The organism is Oricola indica, assembly GCF_965227485.1.
Classification (GTDB): domain Bacteria; phylum Pseudomonadota; class Alphaproteobacteria; order Rhizobiales; family Rhizobiaceae; genus Oricola; species Oricola indica.
In genome coordinates this window covers 4,376,475-4,400,905 of sequence record NZ_OZ245747.1, presented here as the reverse complement: position 1 = coordinate 4,400,905, position 24,431 = coordinate 4,376,475, and the positions used below count along the sequence as shown (strand labels likewise).

Genomic DNA, 24,431 nt, shown 5'->3' with positions numbered 1-24,431 from the left:
TCCGCCAGATGGGCCGGCCCATCTGGGGGGGTGGGGGTCGATAACCTTATCGAAGTGTAAAAAAGCCGATGAAAATCAAGGAGAAATGATCTTCAGCGATACCGCCTTCGCCACCGCCTGGGGCAGCGTGGCGCACTCCAGCTTGAAGCGCGCGCTCTTCAGGTAGCCGCGCACCGTATGCCCGGAAAGGTTGAGGATTTCCGCGATGACGGCGTAGTCCTTGCCGCGCGCCGTCCATGTCAGGCACTCGATTTCGCGCGGCCCCAGCGGCGGCATCGGATCGATCTCGCCGAAGATCTCCGCCAGCGCCTTGCGGTGGACCCGGTGCGCGATTTCCTGCAGGTCGGCGCCGCGTTCCTCAATGAACTCGCGCCATTCTTCGCCGGCAATGTTGGAGGTGACGGAAAACAGCGATCGTCGCGCCTGCCGGTCGATGATGGGAATGGAATAGCCGCTCCGGCCGACATCGTGCTGCGCGGCGTCCATCATCATTTCGATGGCCGACTCGTCGATTTCGAGATCTTGCCATTCGAAGGGCAGCATCCGCAGGAAGCCCTCCTTGGCGACCGGATCGACATTCACGTAACCCTTGAGGAGATAGCGCGATATCCAGCTGTCGGGATAGGTCGTTTTGACGAACGGGCGATCGAGTGTGTCGATCTGGGTCTGCCCGAGATGAAACACGCAGTGATGAAGTCCGTACAAGGCGCGAATCTGGTCGATGACGCTTTGGACATCTTCCGTGTCCTCCACGATCGTGTAGGCGGACTTCAGCAAATCTGGTTTATCTTCCATCGAAAGCCGGTTTTCGTTCTTATTACTTGGGCGTCCATGTCGAACGTGAACCCCAAATGGGCGAAATCCGTCCAACCCCCTCATATGGGGGGATTGTAACGCTTACCCAATTATTTGGAAGCCTAAAGGATGTTGGAGTGCAAATTCGCAGGACAATGGTTCGCCGAGGGTGTGCGCGCGGTTGGAAAAATCCCGAAAAATTTAGCTTTTCAATGGATTATCCGACTGATTGTTTGCCTGTGTTTTGTTGGGGATATGCGCGTCGCCGCCGGAAGATGAACAAAAAAATCCTCCCCCGCGAACGGGAGAGGATCGGTGTCCGGCAAATGCGCCGCGAGTTTCTGTCGCAATCAGTCGCCCTTGGTGACGATGACCGGGATCAGCAGGTCGCCCCATGTCCCGTCGCCGCCGTGATGGCGCGCGGAGCGGATCAGTTCCACCGACACCCCGGCCTCGACCGCGCGCATGACCGACTGGTTGAGCCGGTGCAGATCGTTGGCCAGCATCCGGATCGCGGCCTGCTGGTCGGTGCTCATCGCCGAGGACTGCTCCTCGGCGCGTTCCTTGACATGGGTTTTGGGTCTTTCATGCGCCGTCATGGTCTTCTCCGCTTTGTTTTCTTCGCTTGGGCCAAGGGCCGTTCGCGCCTGTTTTCGTTTGTTCACGCCTGCGCCGGATCATGCGCCGGGGATATGTCGAGCATGTCAGCGACGCACTGTCGCCGCGCAGGTTTGTAAATCCCTGTCATGTTCAATATCCTGCTTCTCCCGATCCGGTTTCAGACGATGCTGTGAAGGGCGTATTCCTTCCTCAGTCTTTAACGACTTTGACATTGCGCTGCGGAAAATCCACCGCAAAGCGCGATTTAGCCCGAAAAACGAGGTATTCTTGTCAATGCGGCCACAGGCTTGGTTTGTGAGATTGTAAATCTTGTAAAAACGGGCTAATCGCCGAAACGGGAAAAACGTGTAAAAAATACGACAAATTCATGAGTGAACAGAAGATATTCGCCGGGCCGCGCGTGCGTCGGATTCGCAATCAGGCCGGGCTCACCCAGACCGCGATGGCAGCCGATCTCGGCATATCGCCGTCTTACCTGAACCTGATCGAGCGCAACCAGCGCCCGCTGACGGTGCAACTCCTTCTCAAGCTTGCCTCGGTCTACAAGATCGATCTCGAGGAACTGCAGGCCGGTGGTGACTCGCATCTGCCGCAGCTCAAGGAGATGTTTGCCGATCCGCTTCTCGTCGGCGAATTGCCCGGCGATCAGGAACTCGTCGAAGTCACCGACGCCGCGCCCAATGTGGCCTCCGCGATGCTGAAGCTCTACCGCGCCTATCGGGAAGGACAGGATCGGCTGACGGACCTTTCCGACCTGCTGGCGCGGGAAGGGCACGAGACCCGCCTGTCGGGCGCGCGGCTGCCGGTGGACGAAGCGCGGGAGGCGTTCGAGAAGCGCGCCAATCATTTCGCCGGAATCGAGGAAGAGGCGGAGGCCTTCGTCAAGCTGCTTTCGCCGGGCGACGACCTGCTCGGCGCGCTGAAATCCTGGCTGCGCGCCGATCACGGCATCGCGGTCAAGGTTCTGCCGGTCGCCACCATGCCGCAATGGCGGCGTCGCTACGACCGCCATTCCAACCGCCTTTTCATCTCCGAGCGGCTGTCCTCGCACGACCAACTGCGCGAGGTCGCCATGGAAGCCGCGCTGCTGCGCATGCGCGTCGCCATCGATGCCGAGGTGGCCGCGCTGAAACTCTCCGGCGACGAGGCGCGCCGTATCGCCCGCTTTGAACTCGCCCGCTATGCGGCGCATGCGCTGATGATGCCCTACCAGCCTTTCCTGACGGCCTGCGAGCGCACGCAATATGATGTCGATGTCCTGCGCTCGCGGTTCAACGTGTCCTTCGAACAGGCGGCGAACCGCCTGACGATGATGCAGCGCCAGGGCGCGGCCGGTATCCCGTTCTTCATGCTGGAGGTCGATCATGCCGGAAACCGCTTCCGCCGCGCGGGCGCGACCGGCTACCCGCAGGCGCGCTTCGGCGGTGGCTGCCCGAAGCTGCCGGTCCATTCGGTTTTCTCGCAGCCGGGCCATATCGCCGTCGATGCGGTGGAGATGCCGGACGGAGCCCGCTTCCTCGTGATCGCGCGCACGCTGGAAGGCCCGCAGGGCGCCTTTCACGAGCGGCCGCGGCGCACCGCGATGCTGCTCGGCTGCGATATCGCCCACCGCGATCGGGTGATCTACGGAACGGCGCTGGCCGGCCCGACCGACGAGCCTGTCACAGTGCCGGTCGGGCCTGCCTGCCGGGTCTGCGAGAGGGCGGGTTGTCTTGCCCGCGCCGAACCCCCGATCACACGCCCCCTCGGCCTCGACGAGATGGTGACCGGCTTGAGCGCCTTCGATTTCGGTTAGGCCTGCAAAGGAACAACGGATGCCAAAGGGTGGCAGCCTTGTGCGCGTGCCCTCAGCGAGTTCGCTCCAGAGACCCCGTCACTCCGCCGGGATCGCCCGGCCGGTTTGCCCGGATTGGCGTCGCCAGCCGTCCAGCCAGATCTCGCCGAGCAGCCCAGTCAGGTAGCCACGGGTGATGTGGGCGCGTGCGGCGAAGTGTTCGTCCTGCATCAGGGTCCGATGCAGGTCGCCCAGCCGGTAGAACGGCACGCTCGGATAGAGGTGGTGCTCGATGTGATAGTTGAGCCCGTGCGGGGCGAGGAACCAGGCTTCGAGAAAATTCGGGATGACCGTGCGCGTCTTGCCCAGTTCGCCTTCGCCGGTCAGGCCCGGGCCGAAATGCTCCGCCACGACCCGGACATAGAGGAACAGGAAGAACAGGGTGGAATAGGGGACGAGCCAGTAGAGCAGGGCCTCCTGCCACCAGCCCAACGCGACAAATGCCGCGATCAGGCAGAGATAATAGGACAGCCGCGCGATCTTGTAGCCGCGATTGGCGGGGTTGTCCGCCTGGATGCGGTGCAGCGCCGCGCGCATGTCGCGCACCGAGCTGACGCCGACGAAATAGCCGAGGACGTTCAGCACTGCGAAGCGCATTTCCTGCGGAAAGGTGAATTGCCGCGTCCCGACCTTGAGGATCCAGTCCGGATCCTTGTCGGTGCTGGTGTAGCGATGGTGGTCGAGATGGTTGCGTCTGTAGCCCGCCGTCGTCGCGAGGAGTGGCCATGCGACGAAGACGTCGCCGATCGCGTCGCTCCACCGTTTGTTCGCAACGAACCGGAAATGCGCGAATTCGTGCATCAGCGCGCCGAGGCCGTGCATGCCGCCCGCGATGACCGGTATTATGGCGAAATAGACGAGCCAGTTGCCGCTCCATTCGGCGATGGCGATTGCAAGCGCGATGACGGACCAGTCCGCCGCCAGAGCCAGCGCCGTGCGCCATGGTGAGAGGCGGGAAAGCGCCTTGAGCTTTCGTGGATCGATATGGGCCGGTGAAGCGGTCATGCGGCTTGCTTTCGATTTTATACGCGCCGGGCCTCATGACCGGGGAGCCCGGCCTGCATGCGGCCCGCGACAGCGCTAGCACCCGCAGCGTTAAGATCCGCTCTAACGAAATGGTGCACATTGACTTAAGCCGTCGGATGTTTCGCGCATCTCCACGTTGACATTGCGCGACACGGCGCGCCAATTTGGCGCGACTTCAACAGCAGCCGGTGCAAAATTGCCGTCGTTCGATCCCGCCGATCTCATCTCTTTCGACCAACCCCCGACAATCGAAGAATACGAGACCTTCATGGCCGCAAATCCCGATTTGCAGGCTGTCGAGTTTCTGCTCGTCGACCCGAACGGCGTCATGCGCGGCAAATGGGCGCCCGCCGACAGCCTGAAGAAGGCCTTCGAGGAAGGCGTCAATTTCCCGATGTCGATCCACGGGCTGGACATCTGGGGCCGCGAGGTCTCGGAGACCGGGCTGCATATCGAAAGCGGCGACCGCGACGGCTATTTCCGCGCCGTGCCGGGAACATTGAGCCTCGTGCCCTGGGCCGGTCGCCCGACGGCGCAGGTGCTGCTGCGCGGTTTCACGCCGGAAGGCGAACCGCTGCGCTTCGATTGCCGCAACACGCTGGGGCGCATCACCAAGGCGCTCGCCAAGCGCGGCTTCTATCCGGTCGTCGCCTTCGAACTGGAATTCTACCTGCTGGAGCCGGGCACCGATTGGGATGACGGCATGCCGGCACCCGTCGGCGCGAATTCCGGCCCGGACCGCCAGCGCATGTACGGTCTCGACGATCTCGCCGAATATGGCGCGCTGTTCGAAGATATCCGCAACGCGGCCGAGGACCAGAACCTGCCGATCGACACCCTCGTCAAGGAGGCGGCTCCCGGCCAGTTCGAGGTCAATCTGAAGCATCGCAACGACCCGCTGCGCGCGGCCGACGACGTGATCATGCTGCGCCGTATCGTCTTCGGTTGCGCCCGAAAGCATGGATTGCAGGCGACCTTCATGGCCAAGCCCTTCATCGAATATGCGGGCAACGGCATGCATGTGCACGCTTCGGTGCTGGACGCCGAGGGCAACAACGTCTTTTCGGGCGAGGCGGGCGAAAAAAACCTCGGAGGCGTGATTTCCGAACTGATCCGCACCATGCCGCAGGCCTTGCTGCTGTTCATCAACACGTGGAACGGTTTCCGGCGCATCCAGCCGGGGTCCTATGCGCCGACGCGCGCGGTCTGGGCGGAGAACAACCGCTCCGTCGCGCTGCGCATTCCCGCCTCGACGGATGCGAACCGGCGGGTCGAGCACCGCATCGCCGGCGCCGACGCCAATCCGTATATCGTGCTCTGCGCGATCCTGCAGGCGATGATGGACGGGCTGGAAAAACTGGCGCCCCCGCCACCTCCGGTGACGGGCAACGCCTACGACAATCTGGAGGCGGAGCAGTTGCCCGACGACATGGACGAGGCGCTGCAGCTGACCCAGGCGGGCGCGTTTTGCGACCGCGCGCTCGGGCCGGAACTGTCGAAGATCTACAAGGACCTCAAACGTGCGGAAATCCTCGCGTTCTGGGCCGAGATCACGCCTCTCGAACGCACCACCTATCTCTGATCTTCTCCGAAAAATGCCTGTTTTTACGGCAGTTTCGAAGATTGGAAATTCCTTGTGCGTCCGCGAAATCCCCAATAGTCTTTCGGCGGGACTATCATGGGGCAGTCACCACGCCGCTCCGTCTCGAACATCAGGGAGTATGAGATGATCCGTTCGAAAATGCTACTTGCGACCGTTGCCGCCATTGCGACGATGGCCGTGACGGCCGACGCTCAGGACCGCGTCGTGAACATCTACAACTGGTCCGATTACATCGATGAATCCATCCTCGAGGAATTCACGGAAGAGACCGGCATCAAGGTCGTTTACGACGTTTTCGATTCCAACGAGGTGCTGGAAACCAAGCTTCTCGCCGGCTCGACCGGCTACGACATCGTCGTGCCGACCGGGACCTTCCTCGCCAACCAGATTAAGGCGGGCGTGTTCCAGAAGCTCGACAAGTCGAAGCTGCCGAACTTGGAAAACATGGACCCGGCGATCTCCGAGCGCCTGGAGAAATACGATCCGGGCAACGAGTATGCCATCAACTACATGTGGGGCACGACCGGTCTCGGCATCAATGTCGACATGGTCAAGGAGCGCCTCGGCGAGGACGCCGTCCTGAACACATGGGACCTGATGTTCGACAAGGAGACGGCCGACAAGCTGGCCGATTGCGGCATCTTCATGCTGGACGCGCCGACCGAAACGATCCCGGCGACGTTGAATTATCTCGGCATGGACCCGGACCTGAAGACGCAGGAAGGCTACGACGCGGCCAAGGAAAAGCTGAGCGAGATCCGGCCCGACATCCGCAAGTTCCACTCATCGGAATACATCAATGCTCTCGCCAATGGCGACATCTGCATGGCGATGGGCTGGTCGGGCGACATCCTGCAGGCGCGCGATCGTGCGGCCGAAGCCGATGCCGGCGTGACGGTCGAATACATCATCCCGAAAGAGGGCGCCCTGATGTGGTTCGACAACATGGCGATTCCGTCCGATGCGCAGCATGTCGAGGAAGCGCATGAATTCCTGAACTACATCATGCGTCCGGAGGTCATGGCGAAGGCGTCGAACTACGTCTACTACGCCAACGGCAACGCGGCCTCGAAGGAATTCCTCGCCGAGGACGTCATCGGCGACCCGGCGATCTATCCGAGCGACGAGACGATCGACCGTCTCTATACGGTCTCTCCGGAAAACGCCCGCGAGAAGCGCATGCTCAACCGGACCTGGACCGCGGTGAAGTCGGGCCAGTAATCCTCATCGGCTCCGGCGCATGCGCCGGAGCCGTTTTCCTTCAACGGCAGATTGGGGACATCATGCCATCGCTTGGAAGCATTAGGCGCTCTTTCGCGCCCTGGGACGATCCCGCGGCGAAGCCGTATATTTCCTTCAAGAACGTCACCAAGCGGTTCGGCGATTTCGTCGCCGTCGACAATCTCTCGCTCGACGTCTACGAGCGCGAATTCTTCTCGCTGCTCGGTCCGTCCGGCTGCGGCAAGACCACGCTGCTGCGCATGCTGGCCGGCTTCGAGGAGCCGACCGAGGGCGAACTCTATCTCGACGGCCAGCCGCTGAAGGGCGTGCCGCCGCACAAGCGGCCGGTCAACATGATGTTCCAGTCATATGCGCTGTTCCCGCATATGAGCGTTGCCGACAACATTGCCTTCGGCCTGAAGCAGGACGGCATGGAAAAAGGCGCCCGCGACGAGCGCGTGGCGCAGATGCTCAAGCTCGTGAAGCTGGAAGAATTCGCCCGCCGCAAGCCGCATCAATTGTCCGGTGGCCAGCGCCAGCGCGTCGCGCTTGCCCGCGCTGTCGCGAAGCGCCCGAAACTTCTGATCCTCGACGAGCCGCTCGGTGCGCTCGACAAGAAACTGCGCGAGGAAACCCAGTTCGAACTGATGGACCTGCAGCAGGAACTGGGCCTGACCTTCATGATCGTGACCCACGACCAGGAAGAGGCGATGACCATGTCCGACCGCATCGCGGTGATGGACAAGGGCATCATCGCGCAGATCGGCACGCCGGCGGAAATCTACGAGGCCCCGGATTCGCGTTACGTCGCCGACTTCATCGGGTCGGTGAACACCCTTGAGGGCAAGGTCGTTTCCTCGGATGAGGCGCATGTCACCATCGAAGGGCCCGACGGCCGGATCGTCGGGGGACTGAGGGGGAGCAAGGCTCCTGCCGACGGCCAGACCGTGTGGTTCGCGATCCGGCCGGAGAAGATGCAGGTCAGCCGGGAGAAGCCGGCGGACGCCGCCAATGCGCTGGAGGGCGAGGTCTGGGACGTCGCCTATCTCGGCGACATGACGATCATCAACGTCAAGCTCGAATCCGGCAATGTGGTGCAGGCCGCGATGATCAACCGGTCGCGCCTCGTCGACGACCCGATAGGCTATGACGAGCGAATCTGGCTCTCCTTCAGCGCCGATTCCGGCATCATGCTGGAGCGCTGAGCACCATGATGCGCGCGCTCACCAACCGGCTGGTCATCCTGATCCCCTATGTCTGGCTGCTGTTCTTCTTCCTGCTGCCGTTCCTGATCGTGCTGCGCATATCGCTGTCCGATCTCGAATACGGTGCGCCGCCATATACGCCGCAATTCAGCTTCTCCGACGGCTGGAGCGTGATCTGGGAGAAGCTGTCCGCTCTCGATTTTGAGAATTTCTCCTTTCTCGCCAGCGACTCGCTCTATATCAACTCGTACCTGTCGAGCCTGCAGATCGCCTTGGTCTCCACGTTCCTCACGCTTCTGCTCGGTTTCCCGCTGGCCTATGGCATGGCGCGTGCGCCGGATGGAGTGCGGCCGATCCTGCTGATGTTGGTGATCTTGCCGTTCTGGACGTCGTTCCTGATCCGCGTCTACGCCTGGATCGGTATCCTCAAGCAGGAAGGCCTGCTCAACCAGCTTCTGCTCTGGCTGGGCGTCATCGACGCGCCGCTTGAGATCCTATCGACCAACAAGGCGGTCTATATCGGTATCGTCTATTCCTACCTGCCTTTCATGGTGCTGCCGATCTATTCGACGCTGGAGAAGCTGGATGAATCGCTTGTCGAGGCGGCGCGCGATCTCGGCTGCACGCGCATCGGCGCGTTCTGGAAGGTGACCGCGCGGCTTGCGGTTCCCGGCATCATGGCCGGATGCCTCCTGGTGTTCATTCCGGCGGTCGGCGAATTCGTGATCCCCGATCTGCTCGGCGGGTCCGGAACGCTGATGATCGGCAAGACCCTTTGGACCGAGTTCTTCAACAACAGCGACTGGACCGTGGCGTCGGCCATCGCGATCATCCTGCTGATCGTCCTGGTCGTGCCGATCGTCTGGTTCCAGAACGCGCAGGCGAAAGCAACGGAGGCGGGCGGATGACGGCACGCTGGTCATGGTTCAACATATCGTCGGTCGTCGTCGGCTTTGCCTTCCTCTACCTGCCGATCGTCCTGCTGATCGTCTATTCCTTCAATGAATCCCGGCTGGTCACGGTCTGGGCCGGCTTTTCCACCAAGTGGTATAGCGAGCTGTTCCAGAACCAGGGCATTCTCGATGCTGCATGGGTGACCGTGCGCGTCGCCTTCATCTCGGCGAGTGTCGCGACGGTTCTCGGAACGCTGGCCGCCGTTGCGCTGGTCCGCTACACGCGTTTTCGCGGCCGCACCGTCTTCACCGGCATGGTCTATGCGCCGCTGGTCATGCCGGAGGTCATCACCGGCCTGTCGCTGCTGCTGCTCTTCGTGGCGATCAACTTCGCCCGCGGCTTCTGGACCGTGACGCTGGCGCACATCACCTTCTCGCTGTGTTTCGTCGCAGTGGTCGTGCAGTCGCGGCTGGTCAGTTTCGACAAGTCGCTGGAGGCGGCGGCGATGGATCTCGGTTGTCCGCCCTTCCAGGCCTTCATGAAGGTCACATTGCCGGTGATCTTCCCGGCCGTCATTTCCGGCTGGATGCTCGCCTTCACCCTGTCGCTCGACGATCTGGTGATCGCTTCTTTCACCTCGGGGCCGGGCGCGACGACGCTTCCGATGAAGATCTACAGCCAGGTCCGGCTTGGCGTGACCCCGGAAATCAACGCGGTCTGTACGATCCTGATTGCCATCGTGACGACCGGCGTGCTGATCGCGGCGCTCCTGCAAAAGCGCCGGGCGTTTCTGGGCAACAACGAGTAGGGCAGCGCTAGCCGCGTGGCGGGCGCAGCATGTAGGCGATCGCCCAAAGCGGGATAATGACCATCGATCCGAGGACCATGTTCGGAAGCGCCCAGGCAATCGCCTTCTGCGCGAGTTCGGCGATGTGTTCGGGTGTCATGCCCACCTTTGCGAGCATCTCGGCAGCCGACATGTCGAAGGCCGACAGCAACGCGCCGCACAAAAGCGACGCGAGCGCGATCTTGATCGACATCGACAGAATATGAAACACGAAGCTCCGAGCCCCTGAAAAACCCCGGGGCAACCTAAAGGCCAAACGCCTAAAAACTGTTTAAAAATCGTCGCGTCGCGTTAACCGCCCGTTAAGCACGCGATCAGGGCTCGTGCGGTATCAGAACCGGCGTCGCATAGGGGTTGTCCCACGATCCGCCGATGAAATGCTGCACGGGCGGTATCCGGGTTTCGGCCTCGCTGCGCGGCTCGGCGATGGTCGTGAGCGCCAGGCTCGCGGTGCCGTAGGGAATGACACCGTTCAACTGCACTGTCCCGCTGGGATAATCGATAGCGCCCTTGTCGACGATGATGACGCCTTCCTGGATCGCGGCGTTGATTTCGAGGCGGTCGAAAACCTCGCTCGTCACGGTGTTGTCCTGAAGGCGGAAAAAGGTCTGGCGCTCTCCCTCACCGCCGAAAGTGCGGAACGCGACGCCGTTCAACTGCCCGCCGGTCACGACGAGCGACATCTCGCCATTGGCGCGCCTGAACAGGTCGCTCCAGTGCGAAATGGGCGACTGGATAGTCACGTTGCCCGATGTCGTGCCGCGCGGGAACAGGCCGTTGAGTTGAAGCGCGTCGGCAGCCGCGCCGCCGTTCACGTCGGTCAATGTCGCGCCGAGCATGCCGACGAGTTGCCCATCGTCCGGCATGAGCTTGAGATGCGCCTGCAGCCGGCCGCCATAGGCCGTCGCGTCGGGCAGTTCGAAGACGGCGCCGCCATTGCGGATCTGGGTCACCGCCGCGATGTCGGTGAATTGCAGGGCTCCCGCCGCCGCGCTTTTTGCCGACAGCCGCAAGTCGACATCCATCTGTTCGAGGATTTCCTTGTAGACCGGTTCCGCCATCGATTCCGGCGTCCGCGGCAACCCGGAGAACGCGGACAGGAAAGCGAGAATGTCGATCTGCTCGAAATCCAGCGTGGCGGTGACGAAAGGCTTGCCGGTTTCCGTCTGTGCGAGTTCCAGAACGCCTGTCCCGGTGCTTTCCTGCATGGTGACGCTGAGGTTTTCGAACCGGATCTTCTTGGCGTCGCCGCGAATGGCGCCGGTCAGCGCGAGGCTGCCGACCGCACCGCCCGTGGTGATGTCCGCGCCGACCCATTCGAGCAACTGCCGCAGCGAGGGCGTTTTCACCGACACCTCGCCTTCGGCAAAGGGGGCCTCGCCGATGCCGAGCCTGCCGTCGAAGGAGTAGGTCAGGATGTCGCTTGTAATGGATTGCCGGACGCCGCTGATCCGGCGGGACAAGAACATCAGGGCGTTGTCGATTTCGGCTTTCTGCTGGAAAGCCGCGCCGCGCCAGATGCCCTGCAGCGTGGCGGTCAGCCTGTCGTCGAGGCGTGGCCATGAGACCACGCCATTGACGGCCGTGATGCGTTCCGGCTGTTCGCCGGCGGGCGTCACGAACTCCACGATGCCGTTGTCGATGGTCACTGTTCCGAGGTGCTGGCGCGCCGAAGCCGTGGATTGCGGCGGCGGGGTTTCACCGGCGTCTTCCGCTTCGCTGATTTCTTCACGCACGCGCGTGATTTCCCGGCCGAGCCGACCCCCGATCGCGCCGAGATCGATCCGGCCGTGATCGTCCACCAGCACGCGCATGACCGGCCGAATGAAATGAAACTGGGTGAATTCCGGCTTGCGCGCCAAAAGGCTCGTTACGGGGATGGAGACCTCGACACTGTCGACGACGAGGAAATCGGACGGGGTTTCGCCCTGTTGTCGGGTGTCGCTCGGAATGCGCAAATCATTGAGGCGCGCGACCGGATTGGGGAAAAGGTCGATATCGACGCGGCCTTCGACACGGATTTCCTGGCCGGTGATGTCGGCGAGTTCCCGCTCGATGCCGGTCCGGACGAATTCGCTGGAGACGAAGACCGGCAGAAGCATCCAGAACGCGACAAAGCCGAGTGCAGAAAGGCCGACAAGCCAAACACCGATCCGCGTCGCTCTTGCCGTCATGCCTGATTCGCCATCCTGCCGGTGCGAAACCGCCCGGTTTTCCTTTTTGCGCCGGAGCCTATACGGAAGTGAGGTCAATTCAAGGCTTGCTGCCCGCAATCGGACATTTTACCAGAGAGCGCCCACTGAAAGATCGAGAGAGGCCCGAATGACGACGCCAGCCCCCCTTTGGACGCCAAGCGAGGACGCCGTGCGCGCGTCCGCCATGATGCGGCTGATGCAAGCGGCCGAGGCCCGCTACGGCGCGCCGTCGGGTGACTATCAGTCCTTTCACACATGGAGCGTCAAAAATCGCGAGCCGTTCTGGTCGCTCGTCTGGGATGATTGCGGCGTCGTGGGCGACAAGGGAGACCGGGTGCTGGTCGATGGTGACCGGATGCCTGGCGCGCGGTTCTTTCCCGATGCGCGGCTGAACTTCGCCGAAAACCTGCTCGCCAAGGCGGGCGAGGGCGATGCCATGGTCTTTCGCGGCGAGGACAAGCATGAAAAGCGGGTTTCCTGGGCGGAGCTGCACGCGATGGTCTCGCGCCTGCAGCAGCATTTCCGGGCGCTCGGTGTCGGCAAGGGCGACCGGATCGCCGCGATGATGCCGAACATGCCCGAAACGGTCGCCGCGATGCTGGCGGCGACATCGATCGGCGCGGTCTGGTCGTCCTGCTCGCCGGATTTCGGACCGAAGGGCGTGCTGGACCGGTTCTCGCAGATCGAGCCGGTGATTTTCATCGCCTGCGACGGCTATTGGTACAACGGCAAGAAGCAGGACATTTCCGGCAAGCTGGCGGAGATCCTGCCGGGCCTGCCGACCGTGAAGAACGCCATCATTGTCGATTATCTTGGCAATGCGGAAGCCGTGGCGGCCGACCTCGACAACGCCGAGCCGCTTGCCGCCGTCCTCGGCAGCTACGAGAAAAAGCCGCTGGAATTCGAGCGTCTGCCTTTCGAGCACCCGCTCTATATCCTGTTCTCCTCCGGCACGACCGGAATCCCGAAATGCATCGTCCATTCGGCCGGTGGAACGCTTCTGCAGCATCTCAAGGAACACCGCTATCATGCCGGCGTCGAGGCGGGCGACCGCGTGTTCTACTTCACCACCTGCGGCTGGATGATGTGGAACTGGCTCGTCTCCGCGCTCGCCAGCGGCGCGACGCTGCTTCTCTTCGACGGCTCGCCCTTCGCGCCGGATGGCAATGTGCTGTTCGATTACGCGCAGGACGAAGGCATGACCTATTTCGGCACCTCGGCGAAATATATCGACGCCGTCCGCAAGGAGGGCCTGCGGCCGATGGAGACGCATGACCTGTCGAAGGTGCGCGTCATTTCCTCCACCGGTTCGCCGCTGTCGCCCGAATGCTTCGCCTTCGTCTACGACGCGATCAAGAAAGACGTGCACCTCGCCTCGATTTCCGGCGGCACCGATATCGTCTCGTGCTTCGTTCTCGGCGTGCCGATCCTGCCGGTCTATACCGGAGAGATCCAGGGTCCAGGCCTCGGCATGGCGGTCGAGGTTTGGAACGATGAAGGCAAACCGGTCGTCGGCGAGAAGGGCGAACTGGTCTGCACGAAGGCGTTCACCGCGATGCCCGTCGGTTTCTGGAACGATCCGGACGGAGCGAAATATCGCGCCGCCTATTTCGAGCGTTTCGACAATATCTGGTGCCATGGCGATTTCGCCGAGTGGACGGAGCGCGGCGGCATGATCATCCATGGCCGATCCGACGCGACGCTCAATCCCGGCGGCGTGCGCATCGGGACGGCGGAGATCTACAATCAGGTCGAACAGATGCCGGAAGTGCTGGAGGCGCTCTGCATCGGCCAGGACTGGGACAATGATGTGCGCGTCGTCCTGTTCGTGCGCCTCGCCGAGGGCGTCGTGCTCGATGACGATCTTCAAAAGGCGATCCGCACGAGGGTCCGCACCGGCGCCTCGCCGCGCCACGTGCCGGCGCGCATCGTGGCGGTCGCGGACATCCCGCGCACCAAGTCCGGCAAGATCGTGGAACTCGCCGTGCGCGAGGTGGTTCACGGCCGGCCGGTCAAGAACAAGGAGGCGCTGGCCAACCCGGAAGCGCTGGCCCTGTTTGCGGATTTGCTGGAACTGCAGGGCTGAGCGGTATCGTGAATGGGCACGCCTCGCGCGTTAACCAAACGCAAATGTTTCGTTCCGGTATCGGACAGGCGGGGCGGCCGTTAACGGTCTGTTAAGGAGCGGTCGTTAATGGTCTCCTAACAGATTTGGAGACGTCCGCGTTCCAGATTGAGCCGCTCGAAATTCCAGCAGACAACTTTTTTGGCGCCGCGAGGCGCCTTTCTTTTTGGCCGGTTCAGCTGGCGAGAACGCGCGAAGGCGGGAAGACGATTTCCACCGCCGTGCCGCGGCCCGGCTCCGACTGGATCGCGAATTCCGCGCGGTTCGCTTCCACGAGCGCCTTGGTCAGCGGCAGCCCGAGACCGGTGCCATCGCCGCGCGCCCGGCCGAGCGATGCGACCTGCTGGAACGGTTGCAGCGCCGTCTCGATTTCCTTGGTCGACATGCCGATCCCGGTGTCCTTGATGCGAAGGACCACTTCGCCCCGCGCATTGTAGGTCGTGGAGACGATGACCTGTCCGCCCGAATGGGTGAATCGGACCGAGTTCGACAGCACGTTCAGGACAATCTGCTTGAGGCTGCGCATGTCGGCGACGACATCCGGCAGATCCTCGTCCAGCGAAGAGCGGATGATGACCCTGTTGCGGTTGGCCTGCGGCTGGATCATCGCAATCGCCTCGTTGACCGCCTCGTTGAGCGGCACGCTCTCGAATTCGAGTTCCTGCTTGCCGGCCTCGATCTTGGAGATGTCGAGCAGGTCGTTGACCAGGTCGAGCACGTGCTTGCCGCTCTTGTTGATGTCCACGAGATAGCTCTTGTAGCGCTCGTTGCCGATCGGGCCGAAACGTTCCTCTGCCATCAGTTCCGAAAAGCCGATGATCGCGTTGAGCGGGGTCCGGATCTCGTGGCTGATCTTGGCGAGGAACTCGCTCTTGTGGCTCGATGCACTCTCGGCTTCGCGCTGTGCGTCGCGAAGCGCCTGCTCGGTCTGTTTCCAGGCGGTGATGTCGCGTACCACCGCGCAGAAGCCGTTCGAGGTCTCCAGCCGGCCAATGGTCATGAACAGCGGCAGGAAGCCGCCATTCTTCTCGCGGCCGAGCACTTCCAGCCCCTCGTTGAGAACGCTGGCCACGCCGTTATTGGCGAGTCCGCTGATGTAATCGAGTGCCGCTGCCTGGCTCTCCTGGGCAAACAGCGTGCCGAAACTCTTGCCTTCGATTTCCTCGCCCGAATAGCCGAACAGGGCGGACGCCGAGCCGTTCAGCGAGCGGATGACGCCATCCTTGGCGAGCACCACCACGCCGTCCGTCGCGGTGTCGAGTATGGCGCGCAGTTCCTCGGCTTCCGACACGGTGCTGTCGGTCGCATCCGCAGCGTCGTCGTCCGTATCGGTCTGCGGTTCGAAGGCGAACATCAGCGCGGTGCGGCCATGCCATGGCACCGCCTGCATATGCGCCCGCGCCGACACGGTGGCGTCATTGGCGGTGCGCAGCGCCAGCACACCGTCTTCCGATGCCTCGCCCATGAACAGCGCGTCGATTCCGCCGGCTTCGTTCAACGTGCCCGCATCGCGATAGCCGGTCATCTCCACGAAGGCCTCGTTGGCGAACAGCGCCACGTCGTCGCGGTGGATGAGGATCGGCAGGGGCAGGGCGTCGAGGAAGCCCGGCGTCAGTCCGTCGCGATCCTGCTCGTCATGCGGCCCGGTCGCGAAGGCCGAGGGCATGTAGTCGTGCAGCGTCTCCGCCTCGCTCTCGTCCTCGGAAACGGCTTCGGTATCTTCATCACGTTCGGGAGCCGCATCGGCTTCGTCAATCACGTTTTCGACCGGGCTTTCCGGTTCCGCGATCGGTTCGTCTGTCGCGTCCGTTTCGATGGTGCTTTCGTCCGGAACGTCCTCGCTGATGTGGTCGTCGCGGATTTCGGACGGCATTTCACGGCCGGCCGAAGCTTCCGCGTCACCCTCCTGCTTGCGTGCCCATCCCAGCACGTCGCCGATCTGGCGGAACGCGGCCTGTTCGTTGGCGTTGAGCGCATCCATCGAGGTCTGGCTGCGGCGCTTGCTTTGGAGATCGATGATCTTGTCGCTTTCGCGCCGCAGGGGAACGGGCGCGACCGAGGAAAGGGCGGGGACCTCGCCGCCGAACGGATCGGCCGGTGGCGTCGTCTCGCCCGCTTCGGATGTCGGCGCGGATTCAGGCTCCTGTTCGATTTCCGGGCTCACGGTGTCTTCGTTCACCGGCTCGGACTGATGTTCGGGGGCGGCGGGCATGCCCTGGGCGACGAGCGCCAGGCCGAGCTTCTCGGGATCCGGCTTGCGTTCGCCCATGCGCACGATACCGAAGCCGCGATAGCCCTCGAATTCGCGCTGGCGGTTGTAGGAAGGCAGGGCGGCGAGATCGACCGGTACGCGGTAGGCGGTCCCTTCGACGGGCCACAACACGCTCTTGCCGGACCAGGTATCGTGGCGTTTCAGCGAGGCGCTGATTTCACCCGAGGGATCGAGTTCGAACACGCGCGCAACGTCCTCGAAAGTCCGGCCGGCGATGTCGGCCGCATGGGGCCCCACCGCCGAGGCGAATTCCGGCGAGATGTCGCTGAAAGTGCCGTCGCTGTCGGTCTTCCAGACGAAGCGGACAGGGCCATGGGCGTTTTCGAAGTCGGCGACGAATGCCGGAGCCGGCGCTGTTTCGGCTTCCGCTTCCTCCGCAGCGGCCGCATGGGCTTCCGCTTCGTCCGCACCCTTGGCCTCTTCTTCGAAACGGGGTGTTTCTTCCGTCTCCGTCTCGATCTCCACGGCTTCCGGTTCGGCGACTGCTTCCGGAACGGCTTCCGCCTCGTCCGGTACGACGGGCGCCTCGATCGTAACCGGAGTAGCCGGTTCCGGAGTCTCGTCGATGATGTTGCTCGTTTCGGGAGCAGCGATTGCCGTTTTTTCAGGCTGGTCGAAGGCATCGCCAGAGGTGACGGCCATGATCAGATGAAACGGTGGCGTGTCGGTCAGGCGGGCGATCGCCACGGCGACCGGGACAGCAGGGCGCGGCGTGACGAGACGCTTGACCAGCCGGTCCTTCTCGTCGCGCACGTCGTGAACGAGCGCGCTGATCGCATCGGCGGGAAAGGAAATGCCTGAGAACAGCGGATCGGCGGCCACGAGCATGCCATTGGCGTCCACGATGGCAGCGCCCGCGCCTTCCGTCGCCAGACCGGAAATCGAGGCAAGCGCTGTATCGTCCGCGTCGCTTTTTGTTTCGCCCGTCTCGATAACCGTGACGATGCAGGATGAGCCGTCATTGCCGCGGCTCTGGCGGACCTTTGCGGGAAGCAGCTTGCTCTTGATGCCCGATGTCACGCGAATATGCGTTGTTATCTCGGCATTTCCCGTGACGCGGGACGCCGCGGTCCTGATCTGGCGCAACGCCGTGCCGAGCCCGGACGGTCCCTCCGCCTCGAATTCGCCGATGGAGGAAAAGCCGAACAGCGATGCCGCGCTTCCATTCGCCCACAAGAGGTCTTCCATGTCGCCGGAGAAGACGGCGATCGGTTTGCCGGACAGGAAGTTTTCTCTCACGCCGTCCCATGTGGCGATGTCGATAAAGGAATAGCGGGTGCTGGCGTCGGCCATGGTGTCACTCTCGGCAAATGCCCGGAAGGCTCCGGTTAATGAAAGATTAATTGCCATTTCGGCCCCGGCGCGTCCAGCGCACCGGGCAGGTCGGCCGTTTCAAGTTCCATATGTAGTTAACATGAACGCGCAGGGCAGCCATGCTTATTGTGCAGTGCAATATAATGTTGCAATGCACAAAAAAAGTGCTATATACGCCTCACAGTTCAAGTCACACGAATTCGAAGGAATTATGATTATGGCCAAAGCCGCTCCGAAAACCGAAACCGCCGACGTCTTTGCCTTTCCGGGTATCGACGCCGCTCCGTTCGCCGACCAGTTCCGCACCTTCGCTGAGCAGGGCATGTCGAAATCCAAGGAAGCCTACGACAACATGAAGACCTCCGTGGAAGAAGCCCAGAAGGCTGTCGAGACCTCGATGGAAACCGCACAGACGCAGGGCACCAAGGTTTCGCTCACCGCTCTCAACGCAATGCGCGCCAACACCGAAGCTGGCTTCGCGCATCTCGAAAAGCTCTTCGGCGTGAAGACGCTTGCCGAAGCTTTCGAGATCCAGACCGCCTTCGTTCGCAAGCAGGCCGAGATGGCCGTCGACCAGGCCAAGGAAATGCAGACCGTTTCCAAGGAAGCCGTCGATGCGATGTCCGCGCCGGTCAAGGCCGCGACTGAAAAGGCCATGGCGTCCATCAAGGCTGCCTGAGGCATCGCACATCGCCGCCATCTCCTCCCGGCGGCCAGTGCATAAGAGAAAGGCCGGATTCGTCCGGCCTTTTTCTTTTGGCAATTGCGTGCCCGCCGGACGATCCGGTCTTGCAAAACGGCCGATGAACGCGTATTCGACGCGCCGGTATCGCTGATCCCATGCGAACGTAGCTCAGTTGGTTAGAGCGCTGGATTGTGGCTCCAGAGGTCGGTGGTTCAAATCCACCCGTTCGTACCATCTCCTCCCTTGTCCCGAATTCGAGCTTTTCGCGTCCCGGCGGCAATGCTGGCGATGTAATTTTTTCCCTCGGCATGGTTGAGCGCGGATTGACCAAACGGTAAGGATTCGCGTCACGCGGAAACCCGGCGACTGCCATGGGCGAAGCGTAACAGCGGTTGCCGAGTGTTGGAGGCAGAGTGGAAATAGCGCCCGAGTACTTGGTTGCATGCGCTGGCGTGATCTACGTGTGCGCTTTCCTGATCATCAACCAGATCTTCCTTCGCATCACCCTGCTGGTGGGATCAGTCTTCTACGTCTGGTACTACTTCATCGTCGCGGACGTGCCGCTCTGGGCGGCGATTTTCAGCAATTTTGCCATCTTTCTCGCGAATTCGACCGGTCTCGCAATGCTGTTGCTGCGCGGCTCGAAGCTGATCATCCCGCAGCAATACCGGGACATATATCCGCTGTTTTCCGTTCTCCAGCCCGGCGACTTTCGCACCCTGATGCGGCTGTCGAAACGGTATGTCGCGGACAGCGAAATCGAGATGACCGCGGAGGACGCGCCGGTCCGAAAGCTCTATTTCGTTGTCGAAGGCAAGGTCGAGGCTTGCAAGCGCGGCCAGAGTTTTTCGCTGTCCGACGGGATATTCGTCGGCGAGATCGGCTACCTGACGTGCAACGCCGCATCGGCGACCACGACGCTCGCCGCCGGAAGCGATGTCCTGGAGTGGGATGTCGATACCCTCCGGCGCAAGGCAAAACGCAGCCCGCGTTTCAATCTGGCGCTCGACGCGGCCATCTCGAAGGATCTTGCGACAAAGGTGTCCCGCGCGGGTGCGCCGATCGCCAATGTCGGGCAGATTGTCTGAGTGTACTTCCGGTTGCAGTGGAATCGAAATGCGCTGCCTCTCGCCTCTGGCTCGACCGCGCATGTCGCTGCTGAAGTTTCTATCGAGACCTGAAATGTACCGGGACACTTGCGCGTTCAGAAGAGGTCGCCCTGCTGCGGCGGTTTCTTCTTCGGTTTCGGCGGTGTGGACCCGGACCCCTCCGTGGCCACAACGCCGACCCGCTCGCGGCCGGCGAATTCGATCGTGAGCGTCGCGCCTTTCTTCACGCCCGATGCCCGTTTGACCGGCTGGTCTTTGTCGTCGCGCACCAGTGCGAAGCCGCGATCGAGAACGGATTCGTAGGACAGCGTCTTGAGCAGCCGCCCCTTTTGGTCGAGCGTGTTGCGGGCGTCCGTCAGGCGCAGGTCGAGCGCCCGGAAAAGCCGGGCGGAGAGGTCGCCCAGCCGGTCGGAACCCAGGCGCCGCTGCCTGTCGATCCCCGATATGGTCAGCCGCGACGCGCGCAGCTTGAGCGCCTCGCCCTTGCGGTCGGCGACGCGGCGCAGCGCGCGCGGGAGGTCGCGTTCGAAGCGCTCGAGCGAGCGCCGGTCGCGATCGGCGAGCGCGGCGAGCCGGTTCGGATTGAGCCGTCCGGCGGCCAACGCATAGGCGCTGCGCTTGGCGGTAACGTTGGTGCCGAGCCCCTGGGCGAGCCGCCGCTCCAGATTGTCGAAACTCTGCCGTGGCATCGCCAGCAGGCCGTCCGGCGCGGGCAGGGCGCGCGAAGCCGCGCGCAGTGCGTCGCGCTTGCGATCGGCAAGACGTCCGATCCCGGATTTGAGCCGCGCGCCGAGTTGGGCGATGTTGGCCTCGAGTTCCGCCCTGACCGGCACGGCGATCTCGGCCGCGCCCGTCGGTGTCGGCGCACGGACATCGGCCGCATGGTCGATCAGGGTCCAGTCGGTTTCATGGCCGACAGCCGAGACGAGCGGAATCATCGATTCCGCCGCCGCGCGCACCACGGCTTCCTCGTTGAATCCCCAGAGGTCTTCCAGGCTTCCGCCACCCCGCGCCACGATCAGGACATCCGGGCGCGCGATGCCCTGGCTGCCGTCGAGCGCGTTGAAGCCGCGGATCGCATTGGCGACTTCCGCGCCGCAGGTATCACCCTGGACGCGCACGGGCCAGACGATCACATGCAGCGGAAAGCGGTCGTTGATCCGGTGCATGATGTCGCGGATCACCGCGCCGGTCGGCGAGGTGACGACGCCGATGACACGCGGCATGTAGGGCAGAAGCTGTTTGCGCTCCTCGGCGAAAAGGCCTTCGGCCGCGAGCTTCCTGCGCCGCTCCTCCAGCAGCGCCATTAGCGCGCCGGCGCCGGCTGGCTCGATATTGTCGATGACGACCTGGTATTTCGAGGACCCCGGATAGGTCGTCAGCTTGCCGGTGGCAATGACTTCCAGCCCTTCCTCGGGCAGGAAGGAAAGCTTGGAAAACGCGCCGCGCCAGATCACGGCGTCGATCCGCGCCTTTTCGTCCTTGAGCGTGAAATAGGCGTGGCCTGACGAATGCGGCCCGCGCCAGCCGGACACCTCGCCGCGAATCCGCACGCGGTCAAACCGGTCCTCGATCGTCCGCTTGACCGCGAAGGAGATTTCCGAGACCGAAAATTCGGCGACATTCGAGCGTGGGGAATCGGTGGGTGCCGGTTGATCGTTCATGACGCCAATAACGCCGACGGATGCCGCGCGGTCAAGGTCGGCCGTCATTGCGGATTTTCCGTTCGGCGGGACTGGAAACCGCGCGCGGCTTCTTTATATAAGCATTCTTGAATATGTCGTTTTCAACATATGCCCCCAACCGAGGAAGACATCATGCAGACCGAAAAACTCGCCAATGGCACGCTCGACACATGGACCGCAAACGAGGTGGCGGAGGCCTACGACAAGGGCGAGATCGTCCTGATCGACGTGCGCACGCCGGCCGAGTACATGTTCGAACATGTCGACGGCGCGATGCTTGCGCCGATGTCCTTCCTGAAGGTCAAGAACATTCCCGACAACGAAAAGCGCCCGGTGGTCTTCTATTGCGGGTCGGGCGTGCGTTCGAAGAAAATCGCAACGATGTGCCTGGAGGCGGGCTTCTCCAAAATCGCCCACATGGAAGGCGGATTCGGCGGCTGGAAGGCTGCGGGATTGCCCTATATCGGCACCAACATGGCGACCGGCGCACCGGAACCGCGTCAGCCGTAACGCCTCGACTTGCGGCGGTCGCGAGCGATCACGACCGCCGTTTCATGCCGTCCAGATAGCTGTCGAAGATCTGTTCCATCGACTTCTGGTACTGCGACTGCGTCTTGCGTCCGGCCTCGAACATCTCGCCGAACAGGTCGCCATAGGGATTGCCTGACGTCGGTTCGGGTTCAGGCTCAGGCTCCGGTTCGGGTTGCCGCGCCTGCGGCTGCGCGAAACCGCCCTTCATCATGTCCTGGAAGATACGGCCGAGCGGATTGTTCATCGGGTTCATCGGATCGAAATCCGGCTCCGCGCGCTTTTGCGGCTCCGGTTTCGATTGCGCCGCGCCGCCGAACATCTGTTCCAGCGCCTTGCCGAAGGGGTTCTCGAACGGGTTTGCCGCCGGTTCCGGCTCCTGCCGGCGCGGCTGCATGCGTTCCGCCATCTCCGCCTGCTGGCGCATCATCTGCTCGATCACCTGACCGATGACATTGCCCTGCGCCGCTCCGTAGCCGGACATGGCGTTCATCTGGCCCGTCGACTGCTTGAACAGCCCGCCCATCATGGTCGAAGCGATAACGGGCAGCATCTGCTTGAGGATTTCCTGGCCGATGCCCGTGGCCTGCGCGGCCTGGGCCGCGACGGCGCGGCTGACCTCCTTGGAGCCGAACAGATGGCCGAGAATGCCGTTACCCTCGTCGATGCCCTTGGGCGAGAAGGCGCGGGTCATGTCCTCGAAATATTTCGCGTGGTCGCCGCCGGCCAGCGCCTGCAGGAAATTGCCGACGCCCATCGGGTCGGAGGCGTTGCGTTTCAGCCCGGTCGAAAAGGCCGGCATCAACGCGGCAAGCGCATCCTCGGTCTGTTTCTGCGTCAGGCCGAACTGGCGGGCCATCTGGTTGATCGCATCGCCATTCTGGGCATTGGCGAACATATCGAACAGCGGCAGCATGGGCATTCCTCCGTGGCTATGGAGAGACCATAACACGCGGCGCGCTTGCGGCAATCCGGCAAGGGAGCCGGTCTGGCGCGATCACGAAAGCGCCGGCCGGTTCCCGATGCCTTCAGTAGGCGTATTCCATGAACACGGGCTCGATGGAGCCGCCCCACACCGAGTGGTATTCGGTGACCATCTGTTCGGCGGTGGTGGTGCCGCGCGCGACGATCTCCTCCAGCGGCGCGAGGAAATGCGTCTCGTCGAACCCTTCGGAATTCGGCCGTGCGCGCGATTGCAGGCCGGCGCGGGCTATGCGCAGGACATCATAGCCGATCTCGCGCACCGTGCGGTTTCTGATCCTGGCGTTCAGCCCTTCGCGGGGCACGGCGTCACGCGCGGCGACGACGTCCTCGAAGGTCCAGTCGCGGGTCAGCGCGTCGGCCGCCTCCAGCGCATTCTCGTCATAGGTCAGCCCGACCCAAAGCGCGGGCAGGGCGCAGATCTTGCGCCAGGGGCCGCCATCGGCTCCGCGCATCTCCATGAATTTCTTCAGCCGCACTTCCGGGAAGACGGTGGAAAGATGGTTGGTCCAGTCGCCCAGATTGGGCCGCGCGTCCGGGATTTCGCCCTCCAGCGCACCGTCCATGAACTGGCGGAACGTGACATGGGTGCAGTCGCGGTACTTGCCTTCGCGCAGCACGAAATACATCGGCACGTCGAGCACCCACTGGGTGTAGTCCATGAAGCCGAAATCGTCGGAAAAGACGAATGGCAGCACACCGGCCCGGTCGTTATCCGTGTCGCGCCAGATGTCGGCGCGCCAGGAGAGGAGGCCGTTCGGCCTGCCCTCGGTGAAGGGCGAATTGGCGAACAATGCGGTGGCGATCGGCTGCAACCGGTAGGAGACCTGCATCTTCTTGCGCATGTCGGCTTCCGACGCGAAGTCGAGATTGACCTGGATCGTCGAGGTCCGGTGCATCATGTCGAGGCCGTCCTTGCCGACCTTGGGCATGTAGTTGCGCATGATGTCGTAGCGCGACTTAGGCATGCGCGGCGTTTCGGCGAGCGTCCATTTCGGGCTTGCGCCGAGGCCGAGGAACTTGATGCCGAGCGGATCGGCGATCTGGCGAAGCTGGGCGAGATGCGCGTTGGACTCGCGGCAGGTCTGGTGGATCGTCTCCAGCGGCGCGCCGGACAGTTCGAACTGGCCGCCGGGTTCGAGGCTGATCGCGCCCATGCCGGTCGGCTCGTAGAGCCCGATGATGCGGCCCTCATCCATGATCGGCGTCCAGCCCAGCGTCTCCTTCATGCCCTCCAGCAGGGCGCGGATCGAGCGCTCGCCGTCATAGGGAACCGGGCTGTTGTCCTCGATGAAGAAGGGAAATTTCTCGTGCTCGGTCCCGATACGCCAGTCGTCCTTCGGCTTACAGCCCGAAGCCAGATAGTCGGCCAGTTCCTCGACGGAGGAAATCGGTGTTTCGTCTGTGGTATCACGCGCCATCGGGCCGCCCTTCGCATTGGTCCGGTCGCCTAGATGGACATTCGCGCTGCTCCGGGCAAGCGCGTTTTTT

Annotated in this window: 19 protein-coding genes and 1 tRNA gene; 11 read left to right on the top strand and 9 right to left on the bottom strand. The window is 62.7% G+C overall.

What is annotated here, in order from left to right:
* Positions 1 to 75: 75 nt before the first annotated feature.
* Both ACQK2M_RS21795 and ACQK2M_RS21790 read right to left on the bottom strand, forming a co-directional pair.
* The gene (locus tag ACQK2M_RS21795; RefSeq protein ID WP_223476317.1) at positions 76 to 795 is read right to left on the bottom strand and encodes a LuxR family transcriptional regulator; all 720 of its coding nucleotides are present in this window, start codon (positions 793 to 795) and stop codon (positions 76 to 78) included.
* Positions 796 to 1,145: 350 nt separating this feature from the next.
* On the bottom strand, positions 1,146 to 1,394 hold the full coding sequence (locus ACQK2M_RS21790) for a hypothetical protein (RefSeq protein ID WP_193177156.1): 249 nt from the start codon (positions 1,392 to 1,394) through the stop codon (positions 1,146 to 1,148).
* A 389-nt stretch (positions 1,395 to 1,783) separates the two neighbouring features.
* Between ACQK2M_RS21790 and ACQK2M_RS21785 the strand changes: the two genes are divergently transcribed.
* Positions 1,784 to 3,211: a helix-turn-helix domain-containing protein gene (locus tag ACQK2M_RS21785; protein WP_223476316.1), complete on the top strand. Its 1,428-nt coding sequence runs from the start codon at positions 1,784 to 1,786 to the stop codon at positions 3,209 to 3,211.
* A 78-nt stretch (positions 3,212 to 3,289) separates the two neighbouring features.
* Here the strand turns inward: ACQK2M_RS21785 and ACQK2M_RS21780 are convergent, their stop codons facing one another.
* On the bottom strand, positions 3,290 to 4,255 hold the full coding sequence (locus tag ACQK2M_RS21780; protein ID WP_425419537.1) for a fatty acid desaturase family protein: 966 nt from the start codon (positions 4,253 to 4,255) through the stop codon (positions 3,290 to 3,292).
* A gap of 289 nt (positions 4,256 to 4,544) precedes the next feature.
* On the opposite strand from ACQK2M_RS21780, the gene ACQK2M_RS21775 reads away from it, so the two are divergent.
* The 5 genes from ACQK2M_RS21775 to ACQK2M_RS21755 all read left to right on the top strand — a co-directional run bounded on the left by ACQK2M_RS21775 (position 4,545) and on the right by ACQK2M_RS21755 (position 10,007).
* Positions 4,545 to 5,858 carry a glutamine synthetase family protein gene (locus ACQK2M_RS21775; protein WP_223476310.1) on the top strand — a complete coding sequence of 438 codons (1,314 nt, stop codon included), beginning with the start codon at positions 4,545 to 4,547 and terminating at the stop codon, positions 5,856 to 5,858.
* Positions 5,859 to 6,002: 144 nt separating this feature from the next.
* Positions 6,003 to 7,100 carry a polyamine ABC transporter substrate-binding protein gene (locus ACQK2M_RS21770; RefSeq protein WP_223476309.1) on the top strand — a complete coding sequence of 366 codons (1,098 nt, stop codon included), beginning with the start codon at positions 6,003 to 6,005 and terminating at the stop codon, positions 7,098 to 7,100.
* Between the two features lie 62 nt (positions 7,101 to 7,162).
* A complete protein-coding gene (locus ACQK2M_RS21765; RefSeq protein ID WP_425419536.1) occupies positions 7,163 to 8,305 on the top strand; it encodes an ABC transporter ATP-binding protein in 1,143 nt (380 codons plus the stop codon).
* A 5-nt stretch (positions 8,306 to 8,310) separates the two neighbouring features.
* Positions 8,311 to 9,213, top strand: coding sequence for an ABC transporter permease subunit (locus tag ACQK2M_RS21760; protein ID WP_425419535.1), 903 nt, complete (start codon positions 8,311 to 8,313; stop codon positions 9,211 to 9,213).
* Complete coding sequence (locus tag ACQK2M_RS21755) at positions 9,210 to 10,007, top strand: ABC transporter permease (RefSeq protein WP_425419534.1); 798 nt, start codon at positions 9,210 to 9,212, stop codon at positions 10,005 to 10,007. Before ACQK2M_RS21760 ends, ACQK2M_RS21755 begins: the two co-directional genes overlap by 4 nt.
* A 7-nt stretch (positions 10,008 to 10,014) precedes the next feature.
* Here ACQK2M_RS21755 and ACQK2M_RS21750 read toward each other — a convergent pair whose 3' ends face one another.
* Complete coding sequence (locus ACQK2M_RS21750) at positions 10,015 to 10,257, bottom strand: DUF6460 domain-containing protein (RefSeq protein WP_425419533.1); 243 nt, start codon at positions 10,255 to 10,257, stop codon at positions 10,015 to 10,017.
* Between the two features lie 103 nt (positions 10,258 to 10,360).
* On the bottom strand, positions 10,361 to 12,220 hold the full coding sequence (locus ACQK2M_RS21745; protein ID WP_223476305.1) for an AsmA family protein: 1,860 nt from the start codon (positions 12,218 to 12,220) through the stop codon (positions 10,361 to 10,363).
* Between the two features lie 148 nt (positions 12,221 to 12,368).
* On the opposite strand from ACQK2M_RS21745, the gene ACQK2M_RS21740 reads away from it, so the two are divergent.
* Entirely contained in the window at positions 12,369 to 14,327 is a 1,959-nt protein-coding gene (locus ACQK2M_RS21740) for an acetoacetate--CoA ligase (protein WP_425419532.1), read from the top strand.
* 214 nt (positions 14,328 to 14,541) lie between these two features.
* Here the strand turns inward: ACQK2M_RS21740 and ACQK2M_RS21735 are convergent, their stop codons facing one another.
* Entirely contained in the window at positions 14,542 to 17,931 is a 3,390-nt protein-coding gene (locus tag ACQK2M_RS21735; RefSeq protein ID WP_425419531.1) for a PAS domain S-box protein, read from the bottom strand.
* A 238-nt stretch (positions 17,932 to 18,169) separates the two neighbouring features.
* Here ACQK2M_RS21735 and ACQK2M_RS21730 point away from each other — a divergent pair, with 238 nt between their 5' ends.
* The 3 genes from ACQK2M_RS21730 (at position 18,170) to ACQK2M_RS21720 (ending at position 19,725) form a co-directional block, all read left to right on the top strand.
* Positions 18,170 to 18,631: a phasin gene (locus tag ACQK2M_RS21730; RefSeq protein WP_425419530.1), complete on the top strand. Its 462-nt coding sequence runs from the start codon at positions 18,170 to 18,172 to the stop codon at positions 18,629 to 18,631.
* 163 nt (positions 18,632 to 18,794) lie between these two features.
* A tRNA-His gene (locus tag ACQK2M_RS21725) sits at positions 18,795 to 18,871 on the top strand.
* Between the two features lie 179 nt (positions 18,872 to 19,050).
* The gene (locus ACQK2M_RS21720) at positions 19,051 to 19,725 is read left to right on the top strand and encodes a hypothetical protein (protein ID WP_425419529.1); all 675 of its coding nucleotides are present in this window, start codon (positions 19,051 to 19,053) and stop codon (positions 19,723 to 19,725) included.
* A 116-nt stretch (positions 19,726 to 19,841) separates the two neighbouring features.
* On the opposite strand, the gene xseA is transcribed toward ACQK2M_RS21720, so the two are convergent.
* Positions 19,842 to 21,410, bottom strand: coding sequence for an exodeoxyribonuclease VII large subunit (gene xseA / locus ACQK2M_RS21715; protein ID WP_425420110.1), 1,569 nt, complete (start codon positions 21,408 to 21,410; stop codon positions 19,842 to 19,844).
* Positions 21,411 to 21,563: 153 nt separating this feature from the next.
* Here xseA and ACQK2M_RS21710 point away from each other — a divergent pair, with 153 nt between their 5' ends.
* Positions 21,564 to 21,941: a rhodanese-like domain-containing protein gene (locus tag ACQK2M_RS21710; protein WP_425419528.1), complete on the top strand. Its 378-nt coding sequence runs from the start codon at positions 21,564 to 21,566 to the stop codon at positions 21,939 to 21,941.
* 28 nt (positions 21,942 to 21,969) lie between these two features.
* Here ACQK2M_RS21710 and ACQK2M_RS21705 read toward each other — a convergent pair whose 3' ends face one another.
* Both ACQK2M_RS21705 and ACQK2M_RS21700 read right to left on the bottom strand, forming a co-directional pair.
* Positions 21,970 to 22,875, bottom strand: a complete 906-nt coding sequence (locus ACQK2M_RS21705) for a DUF937 domain-containing protein (protein ID WP_425419527.1) — start codon at positions 22,873 to 22,875, stop codon at positions 21,970 to 21,972.
* Between the two features lie 112 nt (positions 22,876 to 22,987).
* Complete coding sequence (locus tag ACQK2M_RS21700; RefSeq protein WP_425419526.1) at positions 22,988 to 24,361, bottom strand: glutamate--cysteine ligase; 1,374 nt, start codon at positions 24,359 to 24,361, stop codon at positions 22,988 to 22,990.
* Positions 24,362 to 24,431: the final 70 nt, after the last annotated feature.

Coding starts and splice junctions, on each gene's coding strand:
- xseA (WP_425420110.1), bottom strand. CDS start 21,410: ATGAACGATCAACCGGCACCCACCGATTCCCCACGCTCGAATGTCGCC.
- ACQK2M_RS21740 (WP_425419532.1), top strand. CDS start 12,369: ATGACGACGCCAGCCCCCCTTTGGACGCCAAGCGAGGACGCCGTGCGC.
- ACQK2M_RS21775 (WP_223476310.1), top strand. CDS start 4,545: ATGGCCGCAAATCCCGATTTGCAGGCTGTCGAGTTTCTGCTCGTCGAC.
- ACQK2M_RS21790 (WP_193177156.1), bottom strand. CDS start 1,394: ATGACGGCGCATGAAAGACCCAAAACCCATGTCAAGGAACGCGCCGAG.
- ACQK2M_RS21710 (WP_425419528.1), top strand. CDS start 21,564: ATGCAGACCGAAAAACTCGCCAATGGCACGCTCGACACATGGACCGCA.
- ACQK2M_RS21795 (WP_223476317.1), bottom strand. CDS start 795: ATGGAAGATAAACCAGATTTGCTGAAGTCCGCCTACACGATCGTGGAG.
- ACQK2M_RS21700 (WP_425419526.1), bottom strand. CDS start 24,361: ATGGCGCGTGATACCACAGACGAAACACCGATTTCCTCCGTCGAGGAA.
- ACQK2M_RS21730 (WP_425419530.1), top strand. CDS start 18,170: ATGGCCAAAGCCGCTCCGAAAACCGAAACCGCCGACGTCTTTGCCTTT.
- ACQK2M_RS21765 (WP_425419536.1), top strand. CDS start 7,163: ATGCCATCGCTTGGAAGCATTAGGCGCTCTTTCGCGCCCTGGGACGAT.
- ACQK2M_RS21755 (WP_425419534.1), top strand. CDS start 9,210: ATGACGGCACGCTGGTCATGGTTCAACATATCGTCGGTCGTCGTCGGC.
- ACQK2M_RS21770 (WP_223476309.1), top strand. CDS start 6,003: ATGATCCGTTCGAAAATGCTACTTGCGACCGTTGCCGCCATTGCGACG.
- ACQK2M_RS21735 (WP_425419531.1), bottom strand. CDS start 17,931: ATGGCCGACGCCAGCACCCGCTATTCCTTTATCGACATCGCCACATGG.
- ACQK2M_RS21780 (WP_425419537.1), bottom strand. CDS start 4,255: ATGACCGCTTCACCGGCCCATATCGATCCACGAAAGCTCAAGGCGCTT.
- ACQK2M_RS21745 (WP_223476305.1), bottom strand. CDS start 12,220: ATGACGGCAAGAGCGACGCGGATCGGTGTTTGGCTTGTCGGCCTTTCT.
- ACQK2M_RS21785 (WP_223476316.1), top strand. CDS start 1,784: ATGAGTGAACAGAAGATATTCGCCGGGCCGCGCGTGCGTCGGATTCGC.
- ACQK2M_RS21705 (WP_425419527.1), bottom strand. CDS start 22,875: ATGCTGCCGCTGTTCGATATGTTCGCCAATGCCCAGAATGGCGATGCG.
- ACQK2M_RS21760 (WP_425419535.1), top strand. CDS start 8,311: ATGATGCGCGCGCTCACCAACCGGCTGGTCATCCTGATCCCCTATGTC.